The sequence below is a fragment of the Salipiger sp. CCB-MM3 genome, from assembly GCF_001687105.1.
In the GTDB taxonomy this organism is placed as follows: Bacteria; Pseudomonadota; Alphaproteobacteria; order Rhodobacterales; family Rhodobacteraceae; genus Salipiger.
Genome location: NZ_CP014595.1, coordinates 2,677,122 through 2,702,999, shown reverse-complemented (window position 1 = coordinate 2,702,999; position 25,878 = coordinate 2,677,122). Strand labels below are relative to the sequence as shown.

General features: G+C 65.7%; 24 protein-coding genes. 10 read left to right on the top strand and 14 right to left on the bottom strand.

Going from position 1 to position 25,878, the window contains the following annotated elements; all coding sequences use genetic code 11:
• Positions 1-120 precede the first annotated feature (120 nt).
• Positions 121-1,647, bottom strand: a complete 1,527-nt coding sequence (locus AYJ57_RS12960; RefSeq protein WP_066105959.1) for an aldehyde dehydrogenase (NADP(+)) — start codon at positions 1,645-1,647, stop codon at positions 121-123.
• A 545-nt stretch (positions 1,648-2,192) separates the two neighbouring features.
• Between AYJ57_RS12960 and AYJ57_RS12955 the strand changes: the two genes are divergently transcribed.
• Positions 2,193-2,858 (top strand): PRC-barrel domain-containing protein, encoded by a 666-nt coding sequence (locus AYJ57_RS12955; RefSeq protein ID WP_066105956.1) that lies wholly within the window; start codon positions 2,193-2,195, stop codon positions 2,856-2,858.
• A 10-nt stretch (positions 2,859-2,868) separates the two neighbouring features.
• Here the strand turns inward: AYJ57_RS12955 and AYJ57_RS12950 are convergent, their stop codons facing one another.
• From AYJ57_RS12950 to AYJ57_RS26210, 5 genes are all read right to left on the bottom strand, one after another.
• A complete protein-coding gene (locus tag AYJ57_RS12950) occupies positions 2,869-3,600 on the bottom strand; it encodes a gamma-glutamyl-gamma-aminobutyrate hydrolase family protein (protein ID WP_066105953.1) in 732 nt (243 codons plus the stop codon).
• The gene (locus AYJ57_RS12945) at positions 3,588-4,565 is read right to left on the bottom strand and encodes an amidoligase family protein (protein ID WP_066105949.1); all 978 of its coding nucleotides are present in this window, start codon (positions 4,563-4,565) and stop codon (positions 3,588-3,590) included. The genes AYJ57_RS12950 and AYJ57_RS12945 overlap by 13 nt, the downstream gene beginning before the upstream one ends.
• Positions 4,549-6,348: a sensor histidine kinase gene (locus tag AYJ57_RS12940; protein WP_066105946.1), complete on the bottom strand. Its 1,800-nt coding sequence runs from the start codon at positions 6,346-6,348 to the stop codon at positions 4,549-4,551. Before AYJ57_RS12940 ends, AYJ57_RS12945 begins: the two co-directional genes overlap by 17 nt.
• 116 nt (positions 6,349-6,464) lie before the next feature.
• Entirely contained in the window at positions 6,465-7,025 is a 561-nt protein-coding gene (locus AYJ57_RS12935; RefSeq protein ID WP_066105943.1) for an RNA polymerase sigma factor, read from the bottom strand.
• Positions 7,022-7,192, bottom strand: coding sequence for a NepR family anti-sigma factor (locus AYJ57_RS26210; RefSeq protein ID WP_164184169.1), 171 nt, complete (start codon positions 7,190-7,192; stop codon positions 7,022-7,024). Before AYJ57_RS26210 ends, AYJ57_RS12935 begins: the two co-directional genes overlap by 4 nt.
• 122 nt (positions 7,193-7,314) lie before the next feature.
• Between AYJ57_RS26210 and AYJ57_RS12930 the strand changes: the two genes are divergently transcribed.
• Positions 7,315-8,115 (top strand): response regulator, encoded by an 801-nt coding sequence (locus AYJ57_RS12930; RefSeq protein ID WP_066105941.1) that lies wholly within the window; start codon positions 7,315-7,317, stop codon positions 8,113-8,115.
• Between the two features lie 169 nt (positions 8,116-8,284).
• On the opposite strand, the gene AYJ57_RS25485 is transcribed toward AYJ57_RS12930, so the two are convergent.
• The 5 genes from AYJ57_RS25485 to AYJ57_RS12910 all read right to left on the bottom strand — a co-directional run bounded on the left by AYJ57_RS25485 (position 8,285) and on the right by AYJ57_RS12910 (position 12,094).
• On the bottom strand, positions 8,285-8,449 hold the full coding sequence (locus AYJ57_RS25485; protein WP_083191243.1) for a DUF1328 domain-containing protein: 165 nt from the start codon (positions 8,447-8,449) through the stop codon (positions 8,285-8,287).
• Positions 8,450-8,479: 30 nt separating this feature from the next.
• Positions 8,480-8,668 carry a PLDc N-terminal domain-containing protein gene (locus tag AYJ57_RS12925; protein WP_066105939.1) on the bottom strand — a complete coding sequence of 63 codons (189 nt, stop codon included), beginning with the start codon at positions 8,666-8,668 and terminating at the stop codon, positions 8,480-8,482.
• A 266-nt stretch (positions 8,669-8,934) separates the two neighbouring features.
• Complete coding sequence (locus AYJ57_RS12920) at positions 8,935-10,332, bottom strand: TRAP transporter large permease (RefSeq protein ID WP_066105936.1); 1,398 nt, start codon at positions 10,330-10,332, stop codon at positions 8,935-8,937.
• On the bottom strand, positions 10,329-10,961 hold the full coding sequence (locus AYJ57_RS12915; RefSeq protein ID WP_066105934.1) for a TRAP transporter small permease subunit: 633 nt from the start codon (positions 10,959-10,961) through the stop codon (positions 10,329-10,331). The genes AYJ57_RS12920 and AYJ57_RS12915 overlap by 4 nt, the downstream gene beginning before the upstream one ends.
• 119 nt (positions 10,962-11,080) lie before the next feature.
• Complete coding sequence (locus tag AYJ57_RS12910) at positions 11,081-12,094, bottom strand: C4-dicarboxylate TRAP transporter substrate-binding protein (protein ID WP_066105931.1); 1,014 nt, start codon at positions 12,092-12,094, stop codon at positions 11,081-11,083.
• Positions 12,095-12,547: 453 nt separating this feature from the next.
• On the opposite strand from AYJ57_RS12910, the gene acs reads away from it, so the two are divergent.
• The 7 genes from acs to AYJ57_RS12875 all read left to right on the top strand — a co-directional run bounded on the left by acs (position 12,548) and on the right by AYJ57_RS12875 (position 21,220).
• A complete protein-coding gene (acs, locus tag AYJ57_RS12905; RefSeq protein WP_066105928.1) occupies positions 12,548-14,518 on the top strand; it encodes an acetate--CoA ligase in 1,971 nt (656 codons plus the stop codon).
• A gap of 5 nt (positions 14,519-14,523) precedes the next feature.
• Positions 14,524-15,207, top strand: coding sequence for an adenylate kinase (locus AYJ57_RS12900; RefSeq protein ID WP_066105926.1), 684 nt, complete (start codon positions 14,524-14,526; stop codon positions 15,205-15,207).
• A 56-nt stretch (positions 15,208-15,263) separates the two neighbouring features.
• Positions 15,264-15,551: a DUF4212 domain-containing protein gene (locus AYJ57_RS12895; protein WP_066105923.1), complete on the top strand. Its 288-nt coding sequence runs from the start codon at positions 15,264-15,266 to the stop codon at positions 15,549-15,551.
• A gap of 6 nt (positions 15,552-15,557) precedes the next feature.
• Positions 15,558-17,339 (top strand): sodium:solute symporter family protein, encoded by a 1,782-nt coding sequence (locus tag AYJ57_RS12890; RefSeq protein WP_066105921.1) that lies wholly within the window; start codon positions 15,558-15,560, stop codon positions 17,337-17,339.
• Positions 17,340-17,453: 114 nt separating this feature from the next.
• Positions 17,454-19,277, top strand: a complete 1,824-nt coding sequence (locus tag AYJ57_RS12885) for a DUF294 nucleotidyltransferase-like domain-containing protein (protein WP_066105920.1) — start codon at positions 17,454-17,456, stop codon at positions 19,275-19,277.
• A gap of 33 nt (positions 19,278-19,310) precedes the next feature.
• Complete coding sequence (locus AYJ57_RS12880) at positions 19,311-19,817, top strand: hypothetical protein (protein WP_066105917.1); 507 nt, start codon at positions 19,311-19,313, stop codon at positions 19,815-19,817.
• On the top strand, positions 19,814-21,220 hold the full coding sequence (locus AYJ57_RS12875) for a 3'-5' exonuclease (RefSeq protein ID WP_066105915.1): 1,407 nt from the start codon (positions 19,814-19,816) through the stop codon (positions 21,218-21,220). Before AYJ57_RS12880 ends, AYJ57_RS12875 begins: the two co-directional genes overlap by 4 nt.
• On the opposite strand, the gene AYJ57_RS12870 is transcribed toward AYJ57_RS12875, so the two are convergent.
• Positions 21,120-22,028, bottom strand: a complete 909-nt coding sequence (locus AYJ57_RS12870) for a helix-turn-helix domain-containing protein (RefSeq protein WP_066105912.1) — start codon at positions 22,026-22,028, stop codon at positions 21,120-21,122. The genes AYJ57_RS12875 and AYJ57_RS12870 overlap by 101 nt on opposite strands.
• 87 nt (positions 22,029-22,115) lie before the next feature.
• Here AYJ57_RS12870 and AYJ57_RS12865 point away from each other — a divergent pair, with 87 nt between their 5' ends.
• Positions 22,116-23,945: an ABC-F family ATP-binding cassette domain-containing protein gene (locus tag AYJ57_RS12865; RefSeq protein WP_066105908.1), complete on the top strand. Its 1,830-nt coding sequence runs from the start codon at positions 22,116-22,118 to the stop codon at positions 23,943-23,945.
• A 75-nt stretch (positions 23,946-24,020) separates the two neighbouring features.
• Here the strand turns inward: AYJ57_RS12865 and AYJ57_RS12860 are convergent, their stop codons facing one another.
• Together AYJ57_RS12860 and AYJ57_RS12855 are read right to left on the bottom strand one after the other, a co-directional pair.
• Positions 24,021-25,106 carry an AbrB family transcriptional regulator gene (locus AYJ57_RS12860; protein WP_066105905.1) on the bottom strand — a complete coding sequence of 362 codons (1,086 nt, stop codon included), beginning with the start codon at positions 25,104-25,106 and terminating at the stop codon, positions 24,021-24,023.
• A 76-nt stretch (positions 25,107-25,182) separates the two neighbouring features.
• On the bottom strand, positions 25,183-25,782 hold the full coding sequence (locus AYJ57_RS12855; RefSeq protein ID WP_066105902.1) for a redoxin domain-containing protein: 600 nt from the start codon (positions 25,780-25,782) through the stop codon (positions 25,183-25,185).
• Positions 25,783-25,878 lie beyond the last annotated feature (96 nt).

Below are 25,878 nucleotides of genomic sequence, written 5' to 3'. Positions count from 1 at the left end.
AGGAAGACGAAGGAGCGCCCCCCCCCTGCTTCTTCTCTTTAAAAATACGCAAATCCCAAAAGCAGACGCCCGCGCCACCCATCGGGGGCAGCGCGGGCGCGGGCCGCATGAGCGCGGGGATTACGTCAGATCGACCGGCAGCAGCGCATCGGGCAGGTTTTGATAGCTGACCGGGCGCAGGAAGCGGCGGATCGACATGGTGCCCACCGAGGTCGCGCCGAAGTTGGTCGAGGCCGGGTAAGGCCCGCCGTGGACCATCGCATCGCAGACCTCGACGCCGGTCGGGAAGCCGTTGACCAGCACCCGGCCCGCCTTGCGCTCGAGCACCGGCATCAGCCGCTGCGCCAGCGCGGTGTCCCCCTCGTCCATATGGAGCGTCGCGGTGAGTTGGCCTTCGAAGCCGCGCGCCAGTTCGTCCATTTCGTCCGGACCCGAAACACGCACCACCAGGCCGAGCGGGCCGAAGACCTCTTCGCCAAGCGCGTGGTCCTGCAGGTAGTTGGCGGCGTCGGTCTCGAAGAGGTTGGGCAGCGCGTTGCGGCCTTCGCTGTCGGTGACCAGCACCGGCTTCACGGCGTTGCGGCCATCGAAGCGCGACTTGCCGTCCTTATAGGCCTGCGCGATGCCATCGGTGAGCATGCACTGGGTGGTCACGCCCTTCAGCGCCTCGGCAGCCGCGGCCACGAAAGCGTCGCCCTCGGGGCCGGTCTCGACCACCGCGATGCCGGGGTTGGTGCAGAACTGGCCGGCGCCCATGGTGAGCGAGCCCGCCCAGCCGGTGCCGATGTCAGCGCCGCGCGCTTTCATCGCCTCGGGCAGCAGGAACATCGGGTTCACCGAGCCCAGCTCGCCGAAGAAGGGGATCGGCACATCGCGCTGCGCGCAGAGATCAAACAGCGCGCGGCCGCCGCCAAGCGAGCCGGTGAAGCCCACGGCGTTGATCAGCGGGTGCTGCACCAGCGCCTGACCGACGTCGCGCTTACCACCCTGCACCAGCGAGAAGACGCCCTTGGGCATGCCGGTCTTTTCGATCGCGGCGAGGATCGCCTCGGCGACGATCTCGCCGGTGCCGGGGTGCGCGCCGTGGCCTTTGACGACCACCGGGCAGCCCGCGGCCAGCGCAGCCGCGGTGTCACCGCCCGCGGTGGAGAACGCCAGCGGGAAGTTCGAGGCACCAAAGACGGCAACCGGGCCGATCGGGCGCTGCACCAGTTTGATGTCGGGGCGCGGCAGCGGCTGGCGATCGGGCAGAGCCTCGTCGTGGCGGATGTCGAGATAATCGCCCTTCAGGATGTGCTCTGCGAACAGGCGCAGCTGGCCGGTGGTGCGACCGCGCTCGCCCTGCAGGCGGCCTTCGGGCAGGCCGGTTTCCTGCGTGCCGATCTCGGTGATCGCATCACCGCGCGCTTCGATCTCATCGGCGATGGCGTTCAGAAACTCGGCGCGGGCCGCGCGGGTGGTGTAGCCATAGGTCCAGAAGGCTTCCTCGGCCGCCTTGCAGGCCTGATCGACCAGCTCGGGCGTGCCGACCGAATACTCATGGCTGGGGCCATGCGCGGGTTCGGAGGCGAAGGTGGTCTCGCCTGCCACCCACGCGCCGGCGATCAGGTGTTTGCCATGGGGGGTGAACACGGATTTGTCGAGCATCGAAATATCCTCTGTGTTTGCGCAGCCCCTCCCGGGCCGCGCTTGGATTCGGAAATGGTATACCAGCATCGGACGGAGGGACGTCAAGCGCGGCAACCCGCAATCGGCCTCTGCGGAAGCTGTTCGCCCGTGGGGGCAGCGGGCTGACGTCGGGTGCGCGGGCGCTGTGCAGGCCGCGACTAAGGGACCTGACTATGCTTCGCAAAGGGCCGCAGACGCAGGAAGGCGGCCCCCTTTGCGGGAACCGCCCTCCTCGTCGTGCTTCTTCTGCGCACGGAAGTCTTGCGTCCTTCCGGGCCCGTGGCCGGATCGGGTCGCTCGGGTCTAGCGCGACTTCCTGTCATGCTCCTGTTCGCTTTCACTCGTCAGGGCAAAGATCAGGACCGCGATTATGATAAGAGCGGCCAACCCGACGATAAAGATATCGATGGTCATGGCTGTCTCCTTTTGCGCTTGTCATGAGAACGCGGCAGCGCAGCGCCGGTTCCGGAACAGAATGTCGCATATCCGTGTTAAGATTTCGGAACCCAAGGAAAGGCGAAAACATGCTCATCTCGCTCTCGGACCTGCTCACATGGCGCCTCACGGGGGGCGAGCGCGATTTTGTGTTGCAGGACCTGCTGTTCGATCCCGACGGGCGCAAGCTGGCCTGGGCCATCGTCTCGCCCGCCGGTTTCGGTGCCGCCGAGCGGCTGCTGGTGACCGCGTCTTCGCTGGGGCTGCCCGAGGCACATGACCGCAGCCTGCCACTGCATGTCACCGATGGCGAGCTGCAGCGCGCGCCGCGCATGGCGGGCGGGCGCGAGGATATGCTGGCACTGATGGCGACCATGCCGCCGCTGGTGGTGGGGCCCTTCGGCTCGCCGCATGCGCCGCTGCCCGCCGGCGCCCTTCCCGAGGCTGAGACCGACCCGCGCTGGGAGGCGGCGCTGGAGCGCTATGAGAGCCTTGCGGATTGGATCGGCAAGCCGGTGTTCGGACGCGACGGCGAGGCGGGCAGCGTCAGCGACCTTCTGTATGAGGCGCAGACCGGGCGGCTTAGCCATATCGTCGTGGACAACGGCAAATTCTTTGGTCACGAGCGCCGGGTCGTGCCGATCTTCGAAATGGTCACCCATGCGGATGCCGATCACGGCGGCCATATCGTGCTGGACCTGCCGCTGGCGCAGATCGAGACGGCGCCACCGGTGGCCGATATGATCAGCGGCTGAGCGCCGCGCTTCAGCGGTCGAAGAACTGCGGCAGCGCCGCATCGGCCTCGGCGGCGTCCAACTGGCATTGGGCGTCGCGGCGGGCACGGGCGGCGGCCACCAGCGCGCGGAAAAGGCGCCGGTGCGCGCGGCGGTAGACGAGGTATTCAGGGTGCCATTGCACCCCCAGCGCAAAAGGATCGCTCAGCCGCTCGACCGCCTGCACCATGCCGCCATCGTCGCGCCCCGCGACGCGCAGCCCGTCGCCGAGCCGGTCCACCGCCTGCGAGTGCAGCGCATTGACCCGCAGACAGTCGGTGCGCGCGGTATGGGCCAGCAGCGTTTCCGAAAGCACATCCACCTTCTTGCGCGGCAGCACCGTGCGATAGCGCCGCGACGGGTGCACCGCATAGGCATCCGCGTGCAGCGTGCCGCCGAGCACCACGTTGAGCATCTGCGCCCCGCGGCAAATTCCCAAGATCGGCATGTTGCGCTCGAACGCGCCGCGCAGGACGCCCTGTTCCAGCGCGTCGCGTTCCGGATCAAGCCGCACGTCAAGCTGCAGCTCGCCGCCATAAAGCGTGGGTTCGATGTCGTCGCCGCCGCCGATGACCACACCATGCACGCCGTCGAGATCGACCTCGCGCCGCCCGGTCTGCCAGCGCAGCGCGCGGCCACCCGCCAGCCAGACGGCGAAGGCCATGAAGGGAAAGACCCGCCAGCCCGACCTGCGCGAGACGGTGACCCCGATCAGAGGTCGCACAGCCCTGCCCCTTGCAGCATCCGCTCGACCCGATAGGACCAGTCGAGGCGGATCGAGGTCAGCGCGTCGCGGTGGTCGCGCCATGCCGCGCAGAGCCGCTCCAGCAAATCGGCATCGCCCGCAACGGTTTCCACCAGCACCCAGCGGTTCCATTCGGTCGCGAGGGTCCAGCCCTTCTCGTCGATGCGGCAGTCGGGCAGACGCCAATGGTAGGTCGGGCGCGGCGAGACCAGTTCCATGTCGACCGCTTTGGCCACTTTCTCCTCGTCGAGATGGGCAAAGAGGCACAGCATGTCGAGCGAGTGGTTTCGCGACGGCGCAAGCTCGAGGTAGGTGTCGATAAGCGCGTCCATCGTCGCGGGCGGCTTTTCGGCGGCCAGACGGTCGACGAGCGCGCGCGGATAGGGCGCGACCCATGTCATCACGCGGCGCGAGAAATCGGTGCCCGCGACGCGCTTGATGTAATCTTCGAGCAGCGCGTGGGCGGTGATCACCGGCATCACGTCGGCATAGTCGGTCGACACGACCTCGGGGTTGAAATGCACCCCGAAGGCCGACAGCACGCCGGTGCCAGTGCCCTCGGCCCCGGCCTCGCGCAGCGCCTGAATGGCGCGGTCGAACTCGGCGATCTGCGGAACTTCCAGCGGGTCCGAGACGATCTCGACCGGCACAACTGCGCGCGCCAGATCGCGGATCTGCCCGCCGACACCGTCATGGTCGAGCCGTTCCAGCGGCTGGCTGTCGAGATAGACCTCGAAATCCCCCATGCCGCCGCCTTCGACCACCCAATGGCCGCGCTTTTCCTCGCGGGCGCTGCCGCCCAATTGTTTGACGAGGATGCGCGCCACCTGCGCCTCGGTGAGGCCAGAGAACTCGATCTCGACGCCGATGCGGCGCGGTTTGCCTTCGGCGGTTTTGGGCCGCGGCAGCGGCAAAGGCTCGGTCAGATCAGTAGTCCGGGACATTGGGCATCCCCGTTGGAGTGGTTGGATCAGGGGTGAAATCTACCAGCGCGAAGTTGATGTAGACACGGTATTCGCCGGTCTCTGTGTGATGCTGCTCGAGCGTGCCGCCCAGCTGCGTCGCGAAGGCCATCATCAGTTTCGAGCCCAGCCCGGCGGGCTCGCCGCGCATGCCCTGCGGGACCGCCTCTTCGGCTTCGGCCCTGCTGTTTTGGGTCGAGGAGTTCAGTACCTCAAGCTCGGCCCGGCCGGCGGCCAAGCGGGCCAGACGGATCGATACGCGGGTGATGCCATCGGCCCCAGGGGTGGCGTATTTCATCGCATTGGTCATCGCCTCGGCGGTGAGCAGCGACAGCGGCACCGCCTGATCGGGCACCGCCTCGATATCGTCGGCAGAGACCGTCAGATTGACCCGCCGCCCGCTGACCTCGGACATCTGCTCCATCTGCTGGACCAGATCCTTGAGCAGCGCACCGGCGTTCACATGACCAAGGTCTTCGGTCTGATAGAGATTGCGGTGAATGGTGGCGAGGCTGCGCACCCGGTCCTGCAGGCGATGCAGGATGGCGCGGGTCTCGTCGCTGCGCGACTGGCGGATCTGCATGTTCATGATCGAGGAGATGAGCTGCAGGTTGTTCTTCACCCGGTGGTGGACTTCCTTGAGAAGAATGGTCTTTTCGCGCAGCGCGTTTTCCTGCTGCGCCTCGTCGCGCAGGATCGCATCGGCCATGTCGAGGAAATCGTCTTCCATATCCGCAAGCTCGGCGGGCATCGCCTCGTCACGGATCGCAGGCACCCGGCGCGACAGCGCGAAGGCGCGCATCCGCCGCGACAGGCGCTTGATATGGCGGATCACCAACCGGTTGACGGCAAGGAAGGCGACGATCACCGAGGCCGCCCACATCAGGAACGGCAGAGCGGCGGCCATAACCGCCAGCCCATCGACACTGATCGCCTGCGCCTCGGCGTTCTTGCGGCTCCAAACGCCGACGGCGTGGATCATCCCCGGCACCAGCGGCGCGGCGGCGTAGACGCGCGTCTCGCCGTCGGCGCTGCGTGCGGCAAAGCTCTGGGATTTGGCGCCAATCAGGCTTTGCAAATCCAGATCCGCGGGAAGCAGCCCCTCGACGTCCTCCACCTCTTCGCGGGAGGTGAGGATTTCGCCATGCTCGTTGATGGTGATGAGATCGTCGAAATCGGACGGCCCGCCTTCGCCGTGGCCGCGTGGAAGCAGCACTGAAGGTACCGACAAAAGCACGTGACCGGCCAGCTCTCCGCCGACGAAATAGGGCTGCGCGACAACGATCACCGACCGCTGCGAGATCGGACCGTAGGTGTTGAGCCATGCGGTGGCACCCGGCTCGTCGACGATGCGCTGCAGGCGCGGATATTCCGCCGCGGTCATGGGAACGCCGCGCGAATTGCACGAGACGTCGCCATCGAGCGTCATGATCCCGGCAAAGGAATAACCCGGCGAGGCACCGAGATAGGCCGCCAGCCGGTCCGAGCACTGCTCTGTATCTTCGAGCCGCTGGCCCAAGGTGGCGCCGAGCGCCTGCGCCCCGCCCTGCGCGCGCAGGATCGTCTCGCGCTCGCCAAGCGCGGCGGCTTCGGTCAGCGCAACGAGGCTGAGCTGAGAGCGCAGACGCGTCTCTTCGGCCAGCTTGCTGGTTTGGAAATAAGCGACGACGCCGATGGGTACGAGGGCCAGCGACAGGAACAGAATGATCCGAGCGGCAAGACCTGTCGGCCTGCGTTGCCACACGCCGCCTGCAAGTGATTTCATGACACCTCTATCCGCTCTGCCCGCCTGCCGGTCCGGTGCGATCCATGCCACGCCGTATCCCGGGTCGTTGAACCGGCGCCATCATCGGGCGCCGGTGGTTTTCCTTGAAGGGCGCTTTAGCCCAGTGCTCCGCTGGGACGCGCGCCCGAGACCACGGCCATCGTGGCTTGGTCGGTCAGTTCGAGCCGGTCGTGCTCGTCAAGCTCCAGCAGTTCTGCCAGACGCGCCCGTGCGCGGTTCACCCGGCTCTTGATCGTGCCCACCGCAACGCCGCAGGTCTCGGCGGCTTCTTCATAGGCAAAGCCCTGCGCGCCAACGAGGATCAGCGCTTCGCGCTGTTCGTCGGTCAGCTTGGCGAAGGCGCGGCGGAAGTCGTTCATCTGCAGACGACCGTCATGCGCCGGCTTTTCCGACAGGCTTTCGGTAAAGACCCCTTCGGCATCCGACACCTCGCGCCCGGCCTTGCGGCGGTTCGAGTAATAGGTGTTGCGAAGGATGGTGAAGAGCCAGGCGCGCATGTTGGTGCCTTGCTCGAATGTGTTGATCTTGGTCCACGCCTTGACCAGCGTGTCCTGCACCATGTCGTCGGCCAGCGCAGAATTGCGGGTCAGCGAAAAAGCGAAGGCGCGTAGCGCCGGAAGGTGATCGACGATCTCGTCACGAGGATCGGAACTCATGCATTGTCCCCGCCTTGGGTGCCACCGTTATCGTCCTGCGCGCGCAGCTGCGCGATCAGGTCGAGGAACCGGTCGGGAACTTTCTCTTCAAGCATGTCCTGATAGACCCGCCGAAGATTTTCGTCGATGACCTCTGCCTCTTTGGTATTGCGCCGCGATTGTGTCATTGCCGCCGTTCGATCCTTGCCTTTGCAGAGGGGAATTTCTGCATCTATCTTTGCCGTATCAGGGAACCAATGCCGAGGTCCGGCGTTTGGTTCCCGAGAAAAGCGAAAAAAAGGACGTATTCATGACACAGGGCGATTTGGGCCAGACCATCGGCGCGGTCCTTCCCTATCTCCGTCGTTACGCGCGCGCGCTGACCGGCAGTCAGACCACAGGCGACAATTATGCAGCGGCGACCCTGGAAGCGATCCTTGCGGACCGCGAAGGCATTTCCTCCGCATCCTCGCCGAAGGTCGGCCTGTTCCACGTGTTCCACGGCATCTGGGCAAGCACCGGCGCGCCCGTCACCGATGAGGCGACCGGCCCGCTTGCCAAAGCGCAGTCCCGCCTCTCGAAGCTGACCGCGAACAGCCGCGAGGCGCTGCTTCTGCACACGATCGAAGAGTTTACGCTCCCCGAGGTTGGCGAGATCATGCAGATCTCCGAGGCCGAGGTGACCGAACTGGTGAACCTTGCGCGTCAGGAAATGGCAGATGCGGTCACTGGCCGCGTGCTGATCATCGAGGACGAGGCGATCATCGCCATGGATCTCGAAAGCATCGTCGCCGATCTGGGCCACCGCGTCACCGGCGTTGCACGCACCCGCGCCGCCGCAGTGGAATTGGCGCAGCAAGAGACCCCCGATCTGGTTCTGGCCGACATCCAGCTGGCCGACAATTCCTCGGGCATCGACGCGGTGAACGACATTCTTGGTGCGCTGGGGGATCGCCCGGTGATCTTCATCACCGCCTTCCCCGAGCGTCTGCTTACCGGCGAGCGCCCGGAACCGGCTTTCCTGATCTCCAAGCCTTACTCGGAAGAGCAGGTTCGTTCGGCGGTCAGCCAGGCGATGTTCTTCTCGTCGACGGAAACCCTTAAGGCCTGATCCAGAGCTCGGTCCCGGCGCCGCCCACCGGCCCCTGATCATCGGCCCTGCGATCATTGAAAACCCCGCCCTGTTTGGCGGGGTTTTCTTTTTGTGGCAAAGCCTTGCGGCAAAGACCTGATGCGATGAGAGAAAAGCGTGGGCGGCGGGATGCGCCGCCCATCTGCGATCAGGTCTTGCGTACGAACCGCATGATCAGCGTCACCACGAAAAGCACAAGGAAGATGAAGAACAGCACCTGTGCGATGCCCGCCGAGGCGGAAGCGATGCCGCCAAAGCCGAAGAGTGCGGCCACGATGGCGACGACGAAGAAGAGAAGTGCCCAGTAAAGCATTGAAGTTTCCTCCTAAAGTTCAGTCGATGATCAAACCGTGGCGCGGCTCGATTTCGGGCCCGCGATCAGCCAGATGATGAAGCCCAGCACCGGCAGGATGATGATGAGCAGCGTCCAAAGCACCTTGGCGCCAGTGCTGGCGCTGGAGCCGAGCACCGAGACGATGGCCCAGATATCCAGAACCAAAACGATGAAGCCGCCGATACCTGCAAATTCCATGACGTGATCTCCTTTTCTCGTAACGGCAGGCACATCTTGCCAGCCCGGTGCCCGAGGGCTCCGGCCCCGCGGAGCAAACTCCGCGTGATCCGTCTTGCTACATGATCGTCCGGTCCGGTCCCGCGCCCTGCGCCTCGCCGTTCCGTCTCATGTCAAGAACCCGCAATGTGGAAAAAGGTTCCGCGCGGCCTCACGGTTGCGCGAGAGCCGCCCGGTGCAATCGCCGGGCGGCTCTTTGGTTAGCGTTCTTTGGTCAGCTTGGCCGATCAGGCGAAGCTGGGCAGCCAGAGCACGATCGCCGGGAAGGCCACCAGCAGCGCGATGGTCACCGCGTCCGCGATGAAGAACGGCGTCACGCCGCGGAACACATCCTGCACCGACAGTTCGGGCCGCACGCCCGCGACCACGAAGCAGTTGAGCCCGATGGGCGGGGTGATCAGGCAGAACTCGGCCATCTTCACCACGAGAATGCCAAACCAGATGGCGCACATTTCAGACGACATGCCAAAGGCGCTCTCGGCGGCCGAGACCCCCTCGCCCCCGTTCAGCGCCATCACCGCCGGGTAGACCACCGGCAGGGTCAGCAGCAGCATGCCGATGGCGTCCATGAACATCCCCAGCACCGCATAGGCGAGCAGGATGCAAACGAGGATCATCAGCGGCGGATAGTGCAGCGAGGTGATCCAGTCGGCGAAGGCACCCGGAAGATCGGCGAACCCCAGAAAGCGCACATAGATCAGCACACCCCAGATAATGGTGAAGATCATGATCGCCAGCTTCGCGGTCTCGATCAGCGCATCCTTCAGCTCTCGCCAGCGCATGCCGCGCAGCAGGGCCATCAGAAAGACGATGAACGCGCCCACCGCGCCGCCCTCTGTCGGCGTGCCCCAAGCGTCGCCGAAGGGGTTGTAGACGAAGAAGATGATGATCACGACCACCGCCACGATCGGCAGCGCCGGCGGCAGCGAGGCGAAGCGCTGGCGCCACGTGAAGCCGCGCACCGGCGGGCCGAAGTTCGGCAGCGCCAGCGCCAGCCCGATGATCAGCATGGCGTAGATCACCGCCGAGAAGACCCCCGGCACGAAGCCCGCCAGCAAGAGCTTGCCCACGTCCTGTTCGACGATGATCGCGTAGATCACGAGGATCGCCGAGGGCGGGATGAGGCTGGCCAGCGTGCCGCCCGCCGCCACGACCCCCGCCGCAAAGCGCTTGTCGTAGCCGATCTTCAGCATCTCGGGGATGGCGATGCGGGCAAAGACCGCCGCTGTTGCCACGCTTGCGCCCGAAACGGCGGCAAAACCTGCGGTGGCGAAGACGGTCGAGACCGCCAGTCCTCCGGGCACCCACGCCAGCCAGCGTTTCGCCGCCTCGAAGAGCGCCTTGGTCAGCCCGGCGTAATAGGCCAGATACCCGATGAGGATGAAGGTGGGGATGAGGCTGAGCGCCTGACTGGCCACCTTGCCGTGCGGCACTTGACCGGCGGTCTTGATGGCAACGGTGACGGCCCAGCCGATTTGTTCGGGGTCATAGCCTTTCTTCGACCAGAACACCCACCACAGGCCGACGAGCCCGGCAAGCCCCGCGGCAAAGGCCACGCGCATGCCCAGCACCACCAACAAAAAGAGGCCAGCGGTGACCCAAAGTCCGATCTCGATGGAACTCATGCGTCATGCCCCTGAATATGTTCTGCCTCGGCCGCGGCCTGTTCGGCGACGCTCTGCACCAGCGGCACGGCCACCGGGTTGTCGAGCCCAAGAATAAACGCCCGCAGATAGCCCCAGAACTGCAGCACCAGCCGCAGGCACATGACCGAAAACGCCACCGGCACGATCAGCTTGGCCGGCCAGAGCGGCAGGCCCAGATCAATAGTGCTGTCACGCGACCACATCGGCTTGGTCAGATCGAAACTGCGGTCGAAATGCGCCCAAGACCCCCAGACCAGCGCCACCATAAGCAGCAGGATCGCCAGCGTGGTGATCATCTCGGCCAGCCACAGCGGACGGCCCTTCAACTGCCCGACGAGGATGTCCATGCGGATGTGCCCGCCCTGTCGCTGCACGTAAGAGATGCCGAGGATCGCGATCAACGGCATCGCCATCTCGATCCAATCGACATAGCCGCGCAGCGGCATGTTGAAGAAGTTGCGCCCCACGACCGAGACCACCGCCAGCACCATCAGCGCGAAGGCCCCGAGCCCGGACACGAAGGCAAAGCCCCGCTCCAGATGCTCGAGCCCCCGGTCGAGGCGCGACAGCAGCGAGTCGTCGGAAAGCACCGCGGATGCTCCGGCCATCTGTCCCCCTGTCCCTTTCTCGGCCCCTCAGGACCGCTGCGTTCAAGGCCCCTTGGGACCTCTGCGTTCAAAAAAGCCGCCCCGTCACGCGGGGCGGCCCAAAGCGGTCCTCGCCGCGATCAGTTTCCGGCCTTGGCCTCGGCCAGCGTCGAGGTCACCAGATCGTAAAGCTCCTGCGCCGGCAGGCCCTGCCCGCTCATCTCTTCGATCCATGCGGTGTGGATGGGCTTGGCAACTTCAGCGAATTTCGCCAGTTCCTCGTCGGAGTAGACGACTTTCTCGACACCCTTCTCATCGAGCACGCCGTCCCATTTGGCCAGCAGCTTGCCGTAGGTCTCGATGTAATAGTCGAGCGCTTCCTCGACCGAACTGTCGAGCGCCTCGCGCTCTTCGTCCGACAGCATGTCATAGGCGTCGATGTTCACCACCACCGGGCAGTTCACCGTGCCGGGGTTGAGATTGGCGGTCCACCAGTCGGCCTCGTTGATCGTGCCAAAGCTGAGATGCGCGTGCTGCGCGAAGCTGACGGTATCGACCACGCCCGCTTCCATCGCCTGATAGGCCTCGGTCGCGGTCACCGAGGTGGGCACGGCGCCGACAGATTCAAACGCGCGGCCAATGCCGCCGGTGGCGCGCACGCGCATGCCGTCGAAGCTTTCGAGCGTGTCCCGCGCATCGCCGGTGCCCACGATGTTGTACTGCGGCATCGGCGTGGTCATCAGCAGCTTGGCGTTCCATTGCGCCATCTCTTCGGCGACCGCCGGATGCGCGTAGACGGCGCGGCTCACCGCCCGCTCCTGCTCCAGCGTCTCGACCCCGAGGAACGGCAGTTCCAGCACGGTGATCGCGCGGTTCTTGTCGGGGTGATAGCCGGCGCAGAACTGCGCCATCTCGAACGCACCGATCGAGATGCCGTCGAGGTTCTCGGTGTTCTTGCTGAGGCCGCCGTAAGAGATGTTCATGGTGAACTCGCCGCCGGTCTTCTCCTCGACCAGCTCGGCGATCTTATGCACGTGCTCGGTGAACTCGCGGCGCTTGCCCCAGAGCGAGACGTTCCATTCCGTCGCCATGGCCTCGGTTGCAAATGCCGCGGTGAGTGCGGCCACGCTGAGCGTGGTCGTAAGATGTTTCATGATTTCCTCCCGTTGTGGCGGAACTTCGGGCCGCCTTGCCGCTTATGCTTAGCCAAAGCGCTTCACGGCGCAACCCTCCCTGCCCTAACGTCACCTTGAGGGGCGAGTCGCTGGACGGCATGCGCCTTCGCGGTGAGCCCGCAGCTTAGGCGCAAACATGGTATACCATGGCACACTGCATCAGATTGTCACACCCACGGTTGGGGATTGCTGCTCTCTGAGCCGCCGCAAGCGCGCCCTTGCGACGTTGCGTCAGTTCGTTGGAATGCAATATGTTTCCGGCCTACGGGCAAAGATTTTTACAAAATGCTGCACTGCAGGGCAAATGATTTACAAAAAAAATCTTAGTTTACTGTGCCTTATTCAAATATTTTCGATCTGGGGTATGATCCTTGTCAGGGATGGACAGTGTCGCACGGCGACATGGAAGAGAATGGACCTAGGGAGGACCTCATGAAAGACGACGCCCAGACTGCGCCCACCGGGACCTATGCCCCGTCCGAGGAGTTCGCCGAGAACGCTCTGATCGGCGCCGAGCAATACGACGAGATGTACGCGCAATCGGTTTCGGACCCGGATGGGTTCTGGGCCGCGGCGGCGCAGCGTCTGGAGTGGATGGCGCGGCCGACGAAGATCAAGAACACCTGCTTTGACTTCGGCAAGGTCGACATCAAGTGGTTCGAGGACGGCGTGCTGAACGTCGCGCACAACTGCATCGACCGCCACCTGCCCGAGCGCGCCAACCAGACTGCCATCATCTTCGAGCCCGACGAGCCTTCGGACCCGGCCCAGCACATCACCTATGCCGAGCTTTACGACAAGGTGAACCGCATGGCCAACGTCCTGCTCTCGCAGGGTGTCATGCGCGGCGACCGCGTCGTCATCTACCTGCCGATGATCCCCGAGGCCGCCTATGCCATGCTGGCCTGCGCGCGCATCGGCGCCATCCATTCCATCGTCTTCGCCGGCTTTTCGCCCGACGCGCTGGCCAACCGCATCAACGATTGCGGCGCCAAGATCGTCATCACCTCGGACACCGCGCCGCGCGGCGGCCGCCGCACCGCGCTGAAATCCAACACCGACGCAGCCCTCCTGCACTGCTCGGACAAGGTGCGCTGCCTCGTCGTCAAACACACCGGCGACCAGACCAGCTGGATCGACGGGCGCGATGTAGACGTGAAAGCGCTGATGGAAACCGCCGGCCCCGACTGTCCGCCGCGGCCGATGAATGCCGAAGATCCCCTTTTCATCCTTTACACCTCGGGCTCGACCGGCAAGCCCAAGGGGGTTGTGCACACAAGTGGTGGATATTTGGTTTACGCCGCCCTCACCCATGAGATCGTGTTCGATTACCACGAGGGCGACGTCTATTGGTGCACCGCCGACGTGGGCTGGGTCACCGGGCATTCCTACATTGTTTACGGGCCCTTGGCCAATGGCGCCACGACGCTGATGTTCGAGGGCGTGCCGACCTATCCCGACGCCAGCCGGTTCTGGCAGGTTTGTGAAAAACACAAAGTAAATCAGTTCTACACCGCCCCCACCGCGATCCGCGCGCTCATGGGCCAAGGTGACGATTTCGTAACCAAATGCGATCTATCCTCGCTCAAGCTGCTGGGCACCGTGGGCGAGCCGATCAACCCCGAGGCCTGGAACTGGTACAACGACAAGGTCGGTCAGGGCCGCTGCCCGATCGTTGACACCTGGTGGCAGACCGAAACCGGCGGCCACCTGATGACCCCGCTGCCCGGTGCGCATGCCACCAAGCCGGGCGCGGCGATGAAGCCTTTCTTCGGCGTGCAGCCGGTGGTGCTCGAGCCCACCTCGGGCGTCGAGATCTCCGAGCGTCCGACCGAGGGCGTGCTGGCGATCAAGGACAGCTGGCCGGGCCAGATGCGCACCGTCTGGGGCGACCACGAGCGTTTTGAGCAGACCTATTTCCAGCAGTACAAAGGCTATTACTTCTCGGGCGACGGCTGCCGCGCCGATGAGGATGGCGACTATTGGATCACCGGACGGGTCGACGATGTGATCAACGTCTCGGGCCACCGCATGGGCACCGCCGAGGTGGAAAGCGCGCTTGTGGCCCACGCCAAGGTCGCCGAGGCCGCCGTGGTCGGCTACCCGCATGCGGTGAAGGGTCAGGGCATCTATTGCTACATCACTCTGATGAACGGCATCGAGCCCAGCGAGGAGCTCAAGAAAGAACTCCGCACCTGGGTGCGCACCGAGATCGGCCCGATCGCCAGCCCCGACCTCATCCAATGGGCCCCCGGCCTGCCAAAGACCCGCTCGGGCAAGATCATGCGCCGCATCCTGCGCAAGATCGCCGAGAACGACTATGGCGCGCTTGGCGACACCTCCACCCTCGCCGATCCCTCGGTCGTCGATGACCTCATCGAAAACCGCGCCAACAAAGGGTGAGCGAGATGGACGGACAGACCTTGACCCGCGCCCCCGTGCTTATTCTTCTCGGCCCTCCGGGGGCCGGGAAAGGCACCCAAGCCCGCAAGCTCGAAGAGACATACGGGCTGGTTCAGCTCTCGACTGGCGATCTGCTGCGCGCCGCCGTGGCGCAGGGCACCGAGGCCGGCAAAGCCGCCAAGGCGGTGATGGACGCCGGCGGGCTGGTGAGCGATGAGATCGTCATCGCCATCCTGCGCGACCGTATTAAGGCGCCCGACTGCGCCAGCGGCGTGATCCTCGACGGCTTCCCGCGCACCACCGTGCAGGCCGAGGCGCTGGATGCGCTGCTGGCCGAAAGCGGGCAGAAGATCAATGCGGCGATCAGCCTTGAGGTGGATGATGCTGCCATGGTGGACCGAATCTCGGGCCGCTACACCTGCGCCGCCTGCGGCGAGGGCTATCACGACACGTTCAAGACGCCCAAGGAGGCGGGCGTCTGCGACAGCTGCGGCGGGACAGAGATGAAGCGCCGTGCCGATGACAAGGCGGAAACGGTGGCCTCGCGTCTCGAGGCCTATCACGCCCAGACCGCGCCGCTGATCGGCTACTACGAAGGCAAAGGCGCCCTGAGCCGCATCGACGCAATGGGCAAGATCGAGGAGATCGCCGCCGGGCTCGGCGCGATCGTCGAAAAAGCGACGGGCTGAGCCGTCGGAGGCCGCTCAAAGGAGGGGCGGCCGCATTTTCAGGAGGAGGAACCGCCATGGCGGATCAATCAACGCACCATACGCATGGCGCCGAAGAGGCCGGCAAGGCCTACTGGTCGGCCAACCTGCGTCTCATCTTCATCAGCCTGATCATCTGGGCGGTCTGCAGCTTCGGCTTCGGCATTCTGCTGCGCCCGATGCTCTCGGGCATCTCGGTCGGCGGCTCGGACCTCGGGTTCTGGTTCGCCCAGCAGGGCAGCATCATCGTCTTCCTGGCACTGATTTTCTTCTACGCCTGGCGGATGAACAAGCTCGACCGTGAATACGGCGTGGACGAGGAGTAAGGCGCCATGGATCAGTTTACCATCAACCTGCTGTTCGTGGGCGCGTCCTTCGCGCTCTACATCGGCATCGCGATCTGGGCCCGCGCGGGCTCCACATCGGAATTCTACGCCGCCGGACGCGGCGTGCACCCGGTCACCAACGGCATGGCGACGGCGGCGGACTGGATGTCGGCGGCCTCTTTCATCTCGATGGCGGGCCTCATCGCCTTCACCGGCTATGACAACTCGACCTACCTGATGGGCTGGACCGGCGGCTACGTGCTGCTGGCGCTGCTGCTCGCGCCCTATCTGCGCAAGTTCGGCAAATTCACCGTCTCCGAGTTCATCGGCGACCGGTTCTACTCGCCCACCGCGCGTCTGGTGGCCGTGATCTGCCTGATCATCGCCTCGACCACCTATGTGATTGGCCAGATGACCGGCGTTGGCGTGGCCTTTGGCCGCTTCCTCGAGGTGGATAGCACCACCGGCCTGCTGATCGGCGCGGTGATCGTGTTCGCTTACGCCGTGTTTGGCGGCATGAAGGGCGTGACCTACACGCAGGTGGCACAATACTGCGTGCTGATCCTCGCCTATACAATCCCGGCGATCTTCATCTCGCTGCAACTGACCGGCAACCCGATCCCCGCGCTTGGCCTCTTTGGCACCGAGCAGGCCACCGGCACGCCGCTGCTGCAGACGCTTGACCAGATCGTCACCGATCTCGGCTTTGGCGAATACACCGCGCACAATGGCGACACGTTCAACATGGTGCTCTTCACCCTGAGCCTGATGATCGGCACCGCCGGCCTGCCCCACGTCATCATGCGCTTCTTCACCGTTCCCAAGGTGGCGGACGCACGCTGGTCGGCGGGCTGGGCCCTGGTGTTCATCGCCCTGCTCTACCTGACGGCCCCGGCCGTGGGCGCCATGGCACGCCTCAACATCACCCAGCAGTTCTGGCCTGAAGGCGCTGCCGGTCAGGCGGTGTCGGTGGAAACCATCGAGAGCGATCCCGCCTACGACTGGATGCAGACATGGCAGCAGACCGGCCTTCTGGGCTGGGAAGACAAGAACGGCGATGGCCGTATCCAGTACTACAACGACGAGAACCCGGCGATGGAAGAGCGCGCCGCGGCAGAAGGCTGGACCGGCAACGAGCTGACCAACTTCAACCGTGACATCCTCGTGCTCGCCAACCCCGAGATCGCCAACCTGCCGGGCTGGGTGATCGGCCTTGTCGCAGCGGGCGGCCTTGCCGCGGCGCTTTCGACCGCAGCCGGTCTTCTGCTCGCCATTTCCTCGGCGGTCAGCCACGACCTCATCAAGGGTCAGATCAACCCGGCCATTTCGGAAAAGGGTGAACTGATGTCGGCCCGCGTCGCCATGGCCGTGGCCATCGCCGTCGCAACCTGGCTGGGCATGAATCCCCCTGGCTTCGCGGCGCAGACCGTGGCGCTGGCCTTCGGCCTTGCGGCAGCCTCGATCTTCCCGGCGCTGATGATGGGCATCTTCTCGAAGGTGAACAACAAGGGCGCCGTGGCGGGTATGGTCACCGGTCTGGTGGTCACGCTGATCTACATCTTCCTGCACAAGGGCTGGTTCTTCATCCCCGACACCAACAGCTACACCGACGCCGATCCGCTGCTTGGCACCATCAAGTCGACCTCGTTCGGCGCGGTGGGAGCACTGGTGAACTTCGCGGTGGCCTTCACGGTCTCGGCAATGACCAAGCCGATCCCGCAGGAAATCTCCGAGCTGGTGGAAAGCGTGCGCGTGCCGCGCGGTGCCGGTGCGGCGCAAGATCACTGATCCTTGAGCGGTCGGGGCATGGGCGCTGCGGCGCCCATGCACTATGCAAATCTCCCGCCCCGCGCTATGCCGGGGCGGGATTTTTCTTAACGATACGCACCTGCGGAGCCGCAAATGCCCCTTCAGCCCGACGACCTGCGCCGTTTCCTGACCTCGGTGCACCCCTATGACGCGCTGGACCCCGACGCGCTCGACGTGCTGGTGCCGCAGTTCCTGATCCGCCACTACAAGCCTGGCGAAGAGATCTACGCCGCCGGTGTGCAGCTCGAAGGGCTCTACCTCGTGCTGTCGGGACAGGTGGAAATCCGTGACGAGAACGGCGTCGCCGTTTCGCTGCTTGGCCAGCGCAACTCCTTTGGCGAGCGCGGGCTGATGCGGGATGGCACCGCCGCCACCACCGCAAGCGCGCTCGACGACACGACGCTGCTGCTGCTGCCGACCTATGCCTTCCGCGAGCTGATTGCCGAGCACACCGCCGCCCGGCGCTTCTTTGACCGCTCGCGCGCCGCGCGCCCGCAAAAGACCGATCTGGCGCACAGCCGGGTGGAGTCGCTGATGGCCCGCGCGCCGCTGACCGTTCCGCCCGAGACCCCCGCGCAAGAGGCCGCGCTGCTGATGCGCGAGGAAGGCGTCTCGTCGCTTTGCGTGACCAATGCGCGCGATCTGATCGGCATCGTCACCATCCGCGACATCTCGAACAAAGTGGTGGCCGGTGGCCTCGACACCAACACCCCGGTCTCCGAGATCATGACCTATGAGCCGGTCACCCTGCCGCCTTCGGCCATCGGCTCGGATGTGCTGCACATGATGGTCGAGCGGCGCATCGGCCACGTGCCGGTCACCGAGGCCGGGCAACTGGTGGGCATCGTCACCCAGACCGACCTCACCCGGTTTCAGGCGGTCAGCTCCGCCGAACTGGTCGCCGCGATCTCGCGCGCCCGCAGCGCCGAAGAGATGGCCGAGACCACCGCGCGCATCCCGCAGCTGCTGGCGCAGTTGGTGGCGGGCGGCAACCGTCACGAGGTGACCACGCGGCTGATCACCGACATCGCCGACACGGTAACGCGGCGGCTTCTGGCGCTGGCCGAGGAAGACCTCGGCACCGCGCCCGTGCCGTGGCTGTGGCTCGCCTGCGGCTCGCAGGGGCGGCAAGAACAGACCGGCGTGTCGGATCAGGACAACTGCATGATCCTTGACGACAGCGCCACGGAACGCGACATGGAATACTTCGCGGAGATGGCGAAGTTCGTCTGCGATGGCCTTGATAAGGCGGGATATTACTACTGTCCCGGTGACATGATGGCGACCAACCCGCGCTGGCTGCAAACGGTGTCGAAATGGCGCGAATACTTCCGCGGCTGGATCGGCACCCCCGACCCCGAGGCGCAGATGCTCGCCTCGGTGATGTTCGACCTGCGCCCCATCGGCGGCACCAAATCGCTCTATGAGGACCTGCAGGAAGAGACTTTGGAGGCGGCCTCGAAGAACTCGATCTTCACCGCGCATATGATCTCCAACTCGCTCAAGCACACGCCGCCTCTGGGGCTGCTGCGCGGGTTTGCGACGATCCGCTCGGGCGAGCACAAGAACACCGTCGATCTCAAGCACAATGGTGTGGTGCCCGTGGTCGATCTGGCGCGGGTCTACGCGCTGCAGGCGCGGCTGCCCGAGGTCGGCACACGCGCCCGGATCGAGGCTGCGATCGCGGCTGGCGCGGTCTCCGGCTCGGGCGGGCAGGATCTGCTGGATGCCTATGATTTGATTGCCGAAACGCGGCTCGAACATCAGGCGGGTCTGGTCAAACGCGGCGAAAAGCCCGACAATTATCTTGCGCCAACCACACTGTCGGATTTCGAGCGCAGCCACCTGCGCGACGCCTTCGTGGTGGTCAAATCGATGCAATCGGCCATCGGCCACGGGCGCGGCATGCTGAGTTGACGCGGGCCTGAGAAAGGACCTGAGGGGGGAGAGATGTTCTACGAATTGATCGCGGTGCTGGTGGCGGGCGTGGCCGGTGCGGGCGTGGTGATGCTGCTGAGCAAGGCCAGCCGGGGCCGTCTGCCCCGCTGGGCGATCCCGGTGGGTGCGGGACTGGCCATGCTGGGCGCCTCCATCGCCAGCGAATACGGCTGGTATGACGCCACCGCGCGCGCGCTTCCGGGCGGCGTCGAGGTGGTCGAAACCCATGCCTCCAGCGCCGCTTGGCGGCCTTGGACCTACGCCTGGCCGATGACCGACCGTTTCATCGCCGTGGATGCCGCCGGGCGGCGCGAGAACGCGCAGACGCCGGGGCTTTATCTCGCCGATCTCTACTTCTTCGCGCGCTGGCACCCGACGCAGGTGGTGGAAATCATGGTCGATTGCCCCGGTCAGCGCCGCGCCGACCCGATGGGCGGCGATGGCGGTGATCCGCGCTGGCGCGAGGTCGGGGCCGAAGACGCGATCCTGTCGGCGGTCTGCTCGGAGCGCGCCGCATGAGCAAGCTGAGCCTGCGCTTCCGCGTCTTCCTCTTCTTCGCATTGCTCGCCGTCGGCGGCGCGGGGATCGTGGCGCTGTCGCTCTGGCTCGGCTATGGACGCGCGCTGGCGACCACCGCGGACAACGGGTTCTTCTTCGCCGGGGTGCTGGCGGTCTTCGGCATTGTCGCGCTCTGCACCGGCATCTGGCTGCTGTTCGACGAGAATATCGCCAAGCCGGTCGAGAGCCTCGCCGCCGAAATGCGCATCCGCGCCCACGCCGGGATCGACAAGCAGGTCGACACCCATGGCGCGCGCTATCTGGGCGATCTGGCCCATGCCGCGCAGGCGGTCTCGGCCAAGCTGGGCGAGACGGCGCTGCAAAGCGCGCAGCGGGTGGCGGATGAGACCGCGCAACTGGCGGCGGACAAGGCGCGGCTCACCGCCCTGCTCACCGAGATCCCCGTGGCCACGATCATGGTCAGCCCCAAGGGCCAGATTGTGCTCTACGACGGTCAGGCCGCCGAGGTGCTCTCGCAGATCCACGTGCCGCGCCTCAACGCGGCGATCACCGATTACTTCCTCGCCTCGGGCGTCGAGGCCGCCGTGCGCGAGCTGCACCGCACGGGCCGCGAGGTCGCGCTCACCCTGCGGTCGGTGGACGAGGCGCAAAGCTACGACGGGCGGATGAAGCCGCTCGACGGTGGCGGCTACCTGCTGATCATCGAGGGCGCCCACGCCAGCATCGCCCCCGAGGCAGAGCGCCCGCTGGTCTTCGACTTCTCGCTGCTCACCGCCCATGCGCCCGAGGCGATCGAGGAGACGCCGCTGCGCGCCCTCACCTATGTGGTCTTCGACACCGAGACGACCGGGCTTTTGCCGCATAAGGACGAGGTGGTGCAGATCGGCGCGGTGCGCGTTGTGGGCGGGCGCATCGTACCGGGCGAGCGGATCGACCAGCTTGTCGATCCCGGCGCGCCGATCCCGCCCTCTTCGACCAAAGTGCACCGGGTGACCGACGCCATGGTGCGCGGCAAGCCCGATATCTTCGAGGCCGGGCGGCGGTTTCACCATTTCGCCCGTAACGCGGTGATCGTGGCGCATAATGCGCCTTTCGACATGGCCTTTCTGCGCCGCCATCAGGCGCGTATGGGGGTGGAGTGGACCAATCCGATCCTCGACACCGTGCTGCTGTCGGCGGTGCTTTTCGGCACCACCGAGACGCATACGCTGGACGCGCTCTGCGAGCGGCTCGGCGTGACCATCCCGCCCGAGTTGCGGCATACCGCGCTTGGCGATGCGCAGGCCACCGCCGAGGTGCTGGTCAGGATGCTGCCGATGCTCGAAGCGCGGGGGATGACCACCTTCGGCGAGGTGGTGGAACAGACACGGCAGCACGGCAGACTTCTGGAAGACCTGAACTGAGGCTGTCGAGAGCCGCCTGAAGCGCCCCGCGCGGCAGTTGCGCCAGCGGCACCGCCCGCAGCCCGTCCAGCCGCAGCGCAAGCGCGCGCAGCGCGGCGTCGAGCGCCATGGCGCGCGGGATCACCCTTTCACCGGTCTCGCCACGCGGCACTGGCAGCGGCCAATAAGCGCAGACCGGCGGGACCGAGCGCAGCAGCCCCGGCAAAGCCTCGGCCGCGGCGCTGTCGAGCGCGATCACCACCTGCGCGGGCGCGAACGCCTGCATGGGGCGCGGCGACTCGGCGGGCGGCATCCCTTGCGCCTGCAGCACCGCCGCGAGCAGCGGATCGACCCGCCCCGCAGGCTGCACCCCCGCCGAGATCCAGACCGCCTGTCCCCAGAGCCGCCGCTGCGCCAGCGCCGCCGCCAGTGGCGACAGTTGCGCCCCGTCACGGCAGAGAAACAGAACACGCGGCAAGCCAGTTCCGCGGCGGCCCCGATCTCGTCCCCTTGTTAAGCCCTGCGTTGGCACGTCAAGCTCGGACAGTCGTCCAAGCGCCACATCCGCCGTCAGCCAGTCCACCACCTGCCCCAGCGCCGCCGGAACCGCATGATAGAGCCGCAGCGGCCCGCGCACCCGCTGCACCAATAGCCCCGCCTCGCAAAGCGCCGCCAGATGCGCCGAAAGCGTCGAGCCCGGCACCCCGAGTGCGCTGGCCAGAGCGCCCGCAGGCAGCGGATGCGGCAGGTGCCGGATCAACAGCCGGACCAGCCGCAGGCGCAGCGGGTTGCCAAGCAGCGCCAGCCGGGTTTGACAGAGCGTCTCCATACGCACCTCCATAGCGCGCCACGTCTCAAGACATGGTAAACACGCGCCCACTTGACCTTTGCGCGGCGCGGCCCTAGCGCTCTGCGCATGGCACAGGCACCCCTTCTTCAGCTTTCCGACATCTCGCTCACCTTCGGGGGCGAGCCGGTCTTCTCCGGCCTTTCGCTCAACGTCCAGCCCGGCGACCGCGTCGCGCTGGTCGGGCGCAATGGCTCGGGCAAATCCACCTTGATGAAAGTCATGGCGGGCTTCGTCGAGCCCGACACCGGCGACCGCATCGTGCCGCCGGGCATTTCGGTGGGCTATATGGAGCAGGAGCCGGACCTTTCGGGCTTTGAAACGCTTGGCGAGTATGCCGCCGAAGGGCTTGGCCCGGCAGAGATGTACAAGGTCGAAGCGGCGGGCGAAGGGCTCGGCTTCGATCCCGAGCGCCCGGTCGCCACCGCGTCGGGCGGCGAGCGCCGCCGCGCCGCGCTGGCCAAGCTGATGGCCGAAGACCCGGACGTCATGCTGCTCGACGAGCCGACCAACCACCTCGACATCACCGCCATTGGCTGGCTCGAGGCGGAACTCAAGCGCACGCGCAAGGCCTTCGTGCTCATCTCGCACGACCGGCGCTTCCTCGAGAACCTCACCCGCGCCACGCTGTGGATCGACCGCGGTGCGGTGCGCCGTCAGGAACAGGGCTTCGCCGGTTTCGAAGAGTGGCGCGACAAGACCTGGGCCGAGGAGGACGAGGCGCGCCACAAGCTCGACCGCAAGATCAAGGCCGAGGCGAAATGGGCGGTCGAGGGCATCTCGGCCCGCCGCACCCGCAACCAGGGCAGGGTGCGCGCGCTGCAGGCGCTGCGCGCCGAGCGCTCTTCGCAGATCCGCCGCCAGGGCACCGCCGCGATGGAGCTTTCCTCCGGCCCGACCTCCGGCAAGAAGGTGATCGAAGCCGTCGGGCTCACCAAGGGCTTCGGCGACAAGCAGATCGTCAAGGATTTCTCGCTGACCGTGATGCGCGGCGACCGGGTGGCTTTCGTCGGCCCGAACGGCGTGGGCAAGACCACCCTCATCCGCATGCTGATGGGCGAGATCGCGCCCGATGCGGGCAGCGTCAAGCTGGGCACCAACCTGATGCCCGCCATCTTCGACCAGAGCCGCGCGCGGCTCGACCCGGATATGAGCCTGTGGGAAAGCCTCACCGGCGATCCCGAGATGCGGGTTTCGGGCAAGGCCGATCAGGTGCTGGTGCGCGGCCAGCCCAAACACGTGGTGGGCTATCTCAAGGAGTTCCTGTTTGACGAGCGGCAGGCCCGCGCACCCGTGCGCTCGCTCTCGGGCGGCGAGAAGGCGCGTCTGCTGCTCGCCAAGATCATGGCCAGCGAAAGCAACATGCTGGTGCTCGACGAACCGACCAACGATCTCGACGTGGAAACGCTGGACCTGCTGCAGGACCTGCTTGGCGAGTACGACGGCACGGTGCTGCTGATCAGCCACGACCGCGACTTCCTCGACCGCGTCGCCAGCACCACCATCGCCATGGAGGGCGACGGCCTCGCCATCCCCTACGCCGGCGGCTGGAGCGACTATCAGGCGCAGAAGGCCGAAGCCGAGGCGGAGGCCGCGCCCAAGGACAAGCCCACCACGAAGCCCGCCAAGGACGGCCCCGCCGCGCCGAAACCGAAAGCCCAGCCAAAGGGCATGAGCTTCAAGGACAAGCACCGGCTGGAAGAGTTGCCCGGGCTGATCGACCGGCTGACCGCCGAGATCGGCAAGCTCGAAGGGCTGCTGGCGGACCCCGAACTGTTCACCCGCGAGCCGGTGAAGTTCAAAAAGGCCACCGAGGCGCTGGACGAGCGGCAGCAGAAGCTGGCCGCCGCCGAGGAGGAATGGCTGGAACTGGCGGAAAAGGCCGAAGAGGCGTCCTGAGGGACAAATCTCTTCGAAGAGATTTGCAAGAGCCTTCGAAGGCTCTTGCGCCCTGCCCGGCTCACCTCTGCGGCCTTACTCTCCGGGCTGGCCCAGCGGCACGCGTTTCTCGGCGATCACCATGAAGCCGACGGTCAGCAGTATACGCACCACATGGTGCAGGCTGACCAGCGCCGGGTTCGCCGCCAGCGACAGGGCGATGATCGACATTTCGGTCACCCCGCCCGGTGCGTAAGAGATCATCAGGTGCAGGAACGGAATGTCGGTCACCGCCGCCAGCGCCAGCGCAAAGCTGCCCCCCAGCGCAAGCATCCACAGCACCGACACAAGGCTCAGCCATGCCGAGCGGCGCAGCATCGCTGCCGTCATGCCGCTGAAGCGCACGCCGAGCGAACTGCCCACCACCACCTGCGCCGCAGCGATCAGCCAGAACGGCAGATGCATGTCCACCACGCCCGACAGCGTCAGCCCCGCCGAGAGCAGCAGCGGCCCGGTGATCTGCCCCGCCGGCAATTTGATGCGCGAGGCGATCAGCAGCCCCGCCAGCGCCGCCATCACGATCAGCGCCAGTTCGCGCAGGGTGACCGGCCCCGAGGGCATCACGCTCTGTCCCGCCGCGCTGCCCACCGGATGGCCAACCCAAAGTGACAGCGCCGAGGGCAGGATCGAGATGACCAGAATGATCCGCAGGAATTGCTGCGCGGTCAGCAGCCGCAGATCGGCCCCCGCCTTCTCGCCCAGCACGAGGCTTTCCATCAGCCCGCCGGGCGTGCCCGCGTAAAAGGCCGTTGCGCGGTCATAGCCGCCAAGCCGCCGGAAGATCAGGAAATTGCCGCTGTGGCAGAGCACCACAAACACCGCCAGCGCGCCGAGGGTCAGCGGCAATTCCGGCAGCAGCGCGAGGATCTGCGGCGTCACCTGCGTGCCGATCATCACCCCGATGAGGCCGATGAACACCGTGCGGAACTTCATCGGGAAGCCGTAGTCGGCCAGCGCGCTCTTCTGGAACAGCGCCACCGCTAGGCCCGAGGTGAACAGCGAGCCCAGCATGAAGGGCATTGGCAGATGCGCCAGCTGCGCCAGCCAGCCACCGATGCCGCCCGCGATGAGCAGGCAGCCGGTGGTAAAGATCATCCGGAGGGAAAGCGTTGAGAGACTCATGTCCGGACATAAGCCCAAGCCCGTGAGACGTGCAATGGCACGCGAACACACAGACGCCCCACCGGAGTAGCGCCGATCAGGCCATCGCGCCCTGCGCATCCAGATCGCTGAAATACCGGCGCGCGCTTTCCAGCGTCCGCAGCAGCTCTTTGGTGGAGCGGGTGATATAGAGCGGATATTCGAACAACATGCTGACCCGCAAATTCGGGTTGATGATGATCGTCTTGCGGATCGTCGTGTCGGCATCCTCCTGCGGGTGGATCATGCCGAAGGTGTTCGACAGCATCCCGTCAGGGTCAGAGAGGATCGGAAAGCTGATCTCCTTGCCGCTGCGCTCTGCGACCTTGTCGCACCAGCGCTGCAGCTCGGGCACCGTATTGCGCGCGACACCCACGGTCTTGACGCCCGCGTTGCGCAGGCTCGGCTGGATCGCCGCGATGCGGGCCAGTTCCCTGGTGCAGGTCATCGAAAACGGATCGGCGATGCTGAAAAAGATCGCCCAGCTGCCGCTGATATACGGGTGGAAGGTCAGTTGCCCCATGGTCGACTGGGCCGCGAAATTGGGGAAGAACTCGCCGATCCGCGGCGACCATTTCGCAGAGCTCGTGTAGTCGGACGGAACTTCGACCCACGTGTCGGGAACCTCCCGCAGGTACTTCCTCTTGTCTCGTTGCATGCTGCTTCTGCCCTTGTCTCGGCCTGTCGCGCGGCCAGCCTGTGGAACCCGTTTCTTCGGGCTATGCGTTGGGGTGAGACGAGTCCGGCCCGCGGG

Excerpts from the sequence above, each read along its gene's own strand:
- AYJ57_RS12960 (WP_066105959.1), bottom strand. The coding sequence starts at position 1,647 with ATGCTCGACAAATCCGTGTTCACCCCCCATGGCAAACACCTGATCGCC.
- AYJ57_RS12955 (WP_066105956.1), top strand. The coding sequence starts at position 2,193 with ATGCTCATCTCGCTCTCGGACCTGCTCACATGGCGCCTCACGGGGGGC.
- AYJ57_RS12945 (WP_066105949.1), bottom strand. The coding sequence starts at position 4,565 with ATGTCCCGGACTACTGATCTGACCGAGCCTTTGCCGCTGCCGCGGCCC.
- AYJ57_RS12940 (WP_066105946.1), bottom strand. The coding sequence starts at position 6,348 with ATGAAATCACTTGCAGGCGGCGTGTGGCAACGCAGGCCGACAGGTCTT.
- AYJ57_RS12935 (WP_066105943.1), bottom strand. The coding sequence starts at position 7,025 with ATGAGTTCCGATCCTCGTGACGAGATCGTCGATCACCTTCCGGCGCTA.
- AYJ57_RS26210 (WP_164184169.1), bottom strand. The coding sequence starts at position 7,192 with ATGACACAATCGCGGCGCAATACCAAAGAGGCAGAGGTCATCGACGAA.
- AYJ57_RS12930 (WP_066105941.1), top strand. The coding sequence starts at position 7,315 with ATGACACAGGGCGATTTGGGCCAGACCATCGGCGCGGTCCTTCCCTAT.
- AYJ57_RS25485 (WP_083191243.1), bottom strand. The coding sequence starts at position 8,449 with ATGCTTTACTGGGCACTTCTCTTCTTCGTCGTCGCCATCGTGGCCGCA.
- AYJ57_RS12925 (WP_066105939.1), bottom strand. The coding sequence starts at position 8,668 with ATGGAATTTGCAGGTATCGGCGGCTTCATCGTTTTGGTTCTGGATATC.
- AYJ57_RS12920 (WP_066105936.1), bottom strand. The coding sequence starts at position 10,332 with ATGAGTTCCATCGAGATCGGACTTTGGGTCACCGCTGGCCTCTTTTTG.
- AYJ57_RS12915 (WP_066105934.1), bottom strand. The coding sequence starts at position 10,961 with ATGGCCGGAGCATCCGCGGTGCTTTCCGACGACTCGCTGCTGTCGCGC.
- AYJ57_RS12910 (WP_066105931.1), bottom strand. The coding sequence starts at position 12,094 with ATGAAACATCTTACGACCACGCTCAGCGTGGCCGCACTCACCGCGGCA.
- acs (WP_066105928.1), top strand. The coding sequence starts at position 12,548 with ATGAAAGACGACGCCCAGACTGCGCCCACCGGGACCTATGCCCCGTCC.
- AYJ57_RS12900 (WP_066105926.1), top strand. The coding sequence starts at position 14,524 with ATGGACGGACAGACCTTGACCCGCGCCCCCGTGCTTATTCTTCTCGGC.
- AYJ57_RS12895 (WP_066105923.1), top strand. The coding sequence starts at position 15,264 with ATGGCGGATCAATCAACGCACCATACGCATGGCGCCGAAGAGGCCGGC.
- AYJ57_RS12890 (WP_066105921.1), top strand. The coding sequence starts at position 15,558 with ATGGATCAGTTTACCATCAACCTGCTGTTCGTGGGCGCGTCCTTCGCG.
- AYJ57_RS12885 (WP_066105920.1), top strand. The coding sequence starts at position 17,454 with ATGCCCCTTCAGCCCGACGACCTGCGCCGTTTCCTGACCTCGGTGCAC.
- AYJ57_RS12880 (WP_066105917.1), top strand. The coding sequence starts at position 19,311 with ATGTTCTACGAATTGATCGCGGTGCTGGTGGCGGGCGTGGCCGGTGCG.
- AYJ57_RS12875 (WP_066105915.1), top strand. The coding sequence starts at position 19,814 with ATGAGCAAGCTGAGCCTGCGCTTCCGCGTCTTCCTCTTCTTCGCATTG.
- AYJ57_RS12870 (WP_066105912.1), bottom strand. The coding sequence starts at position 22,028 with ATGGAGACGCTCTGTCAAACCCGGCTGGCGCTGCTTGGCAACCCGCTG.
- AYJ57_RS12865 (WP_066105908.1), top strand. The coding sequence starts at position 22,116 with ATGGCACAGGCACCCCTTCTTCAGCTTTCCGACATCTCGCTCACCTTC.
- AYJ57_RS12860 (WP_066105905.1), bottom strand. The coding sequence starts at position 25,106 with ATGAGTCTCTCAACGCTTTCCCTCCGGATGATCTTTACCACCGGCTGC.
- AYJ57_RS12855 (WP_066105902.1), bottom strand. The coding sequence starts at position 25,782 with ATGCAACGAGACAAGAGGAAGTACCTGCGGGAGGTTCCCGACACGTGG.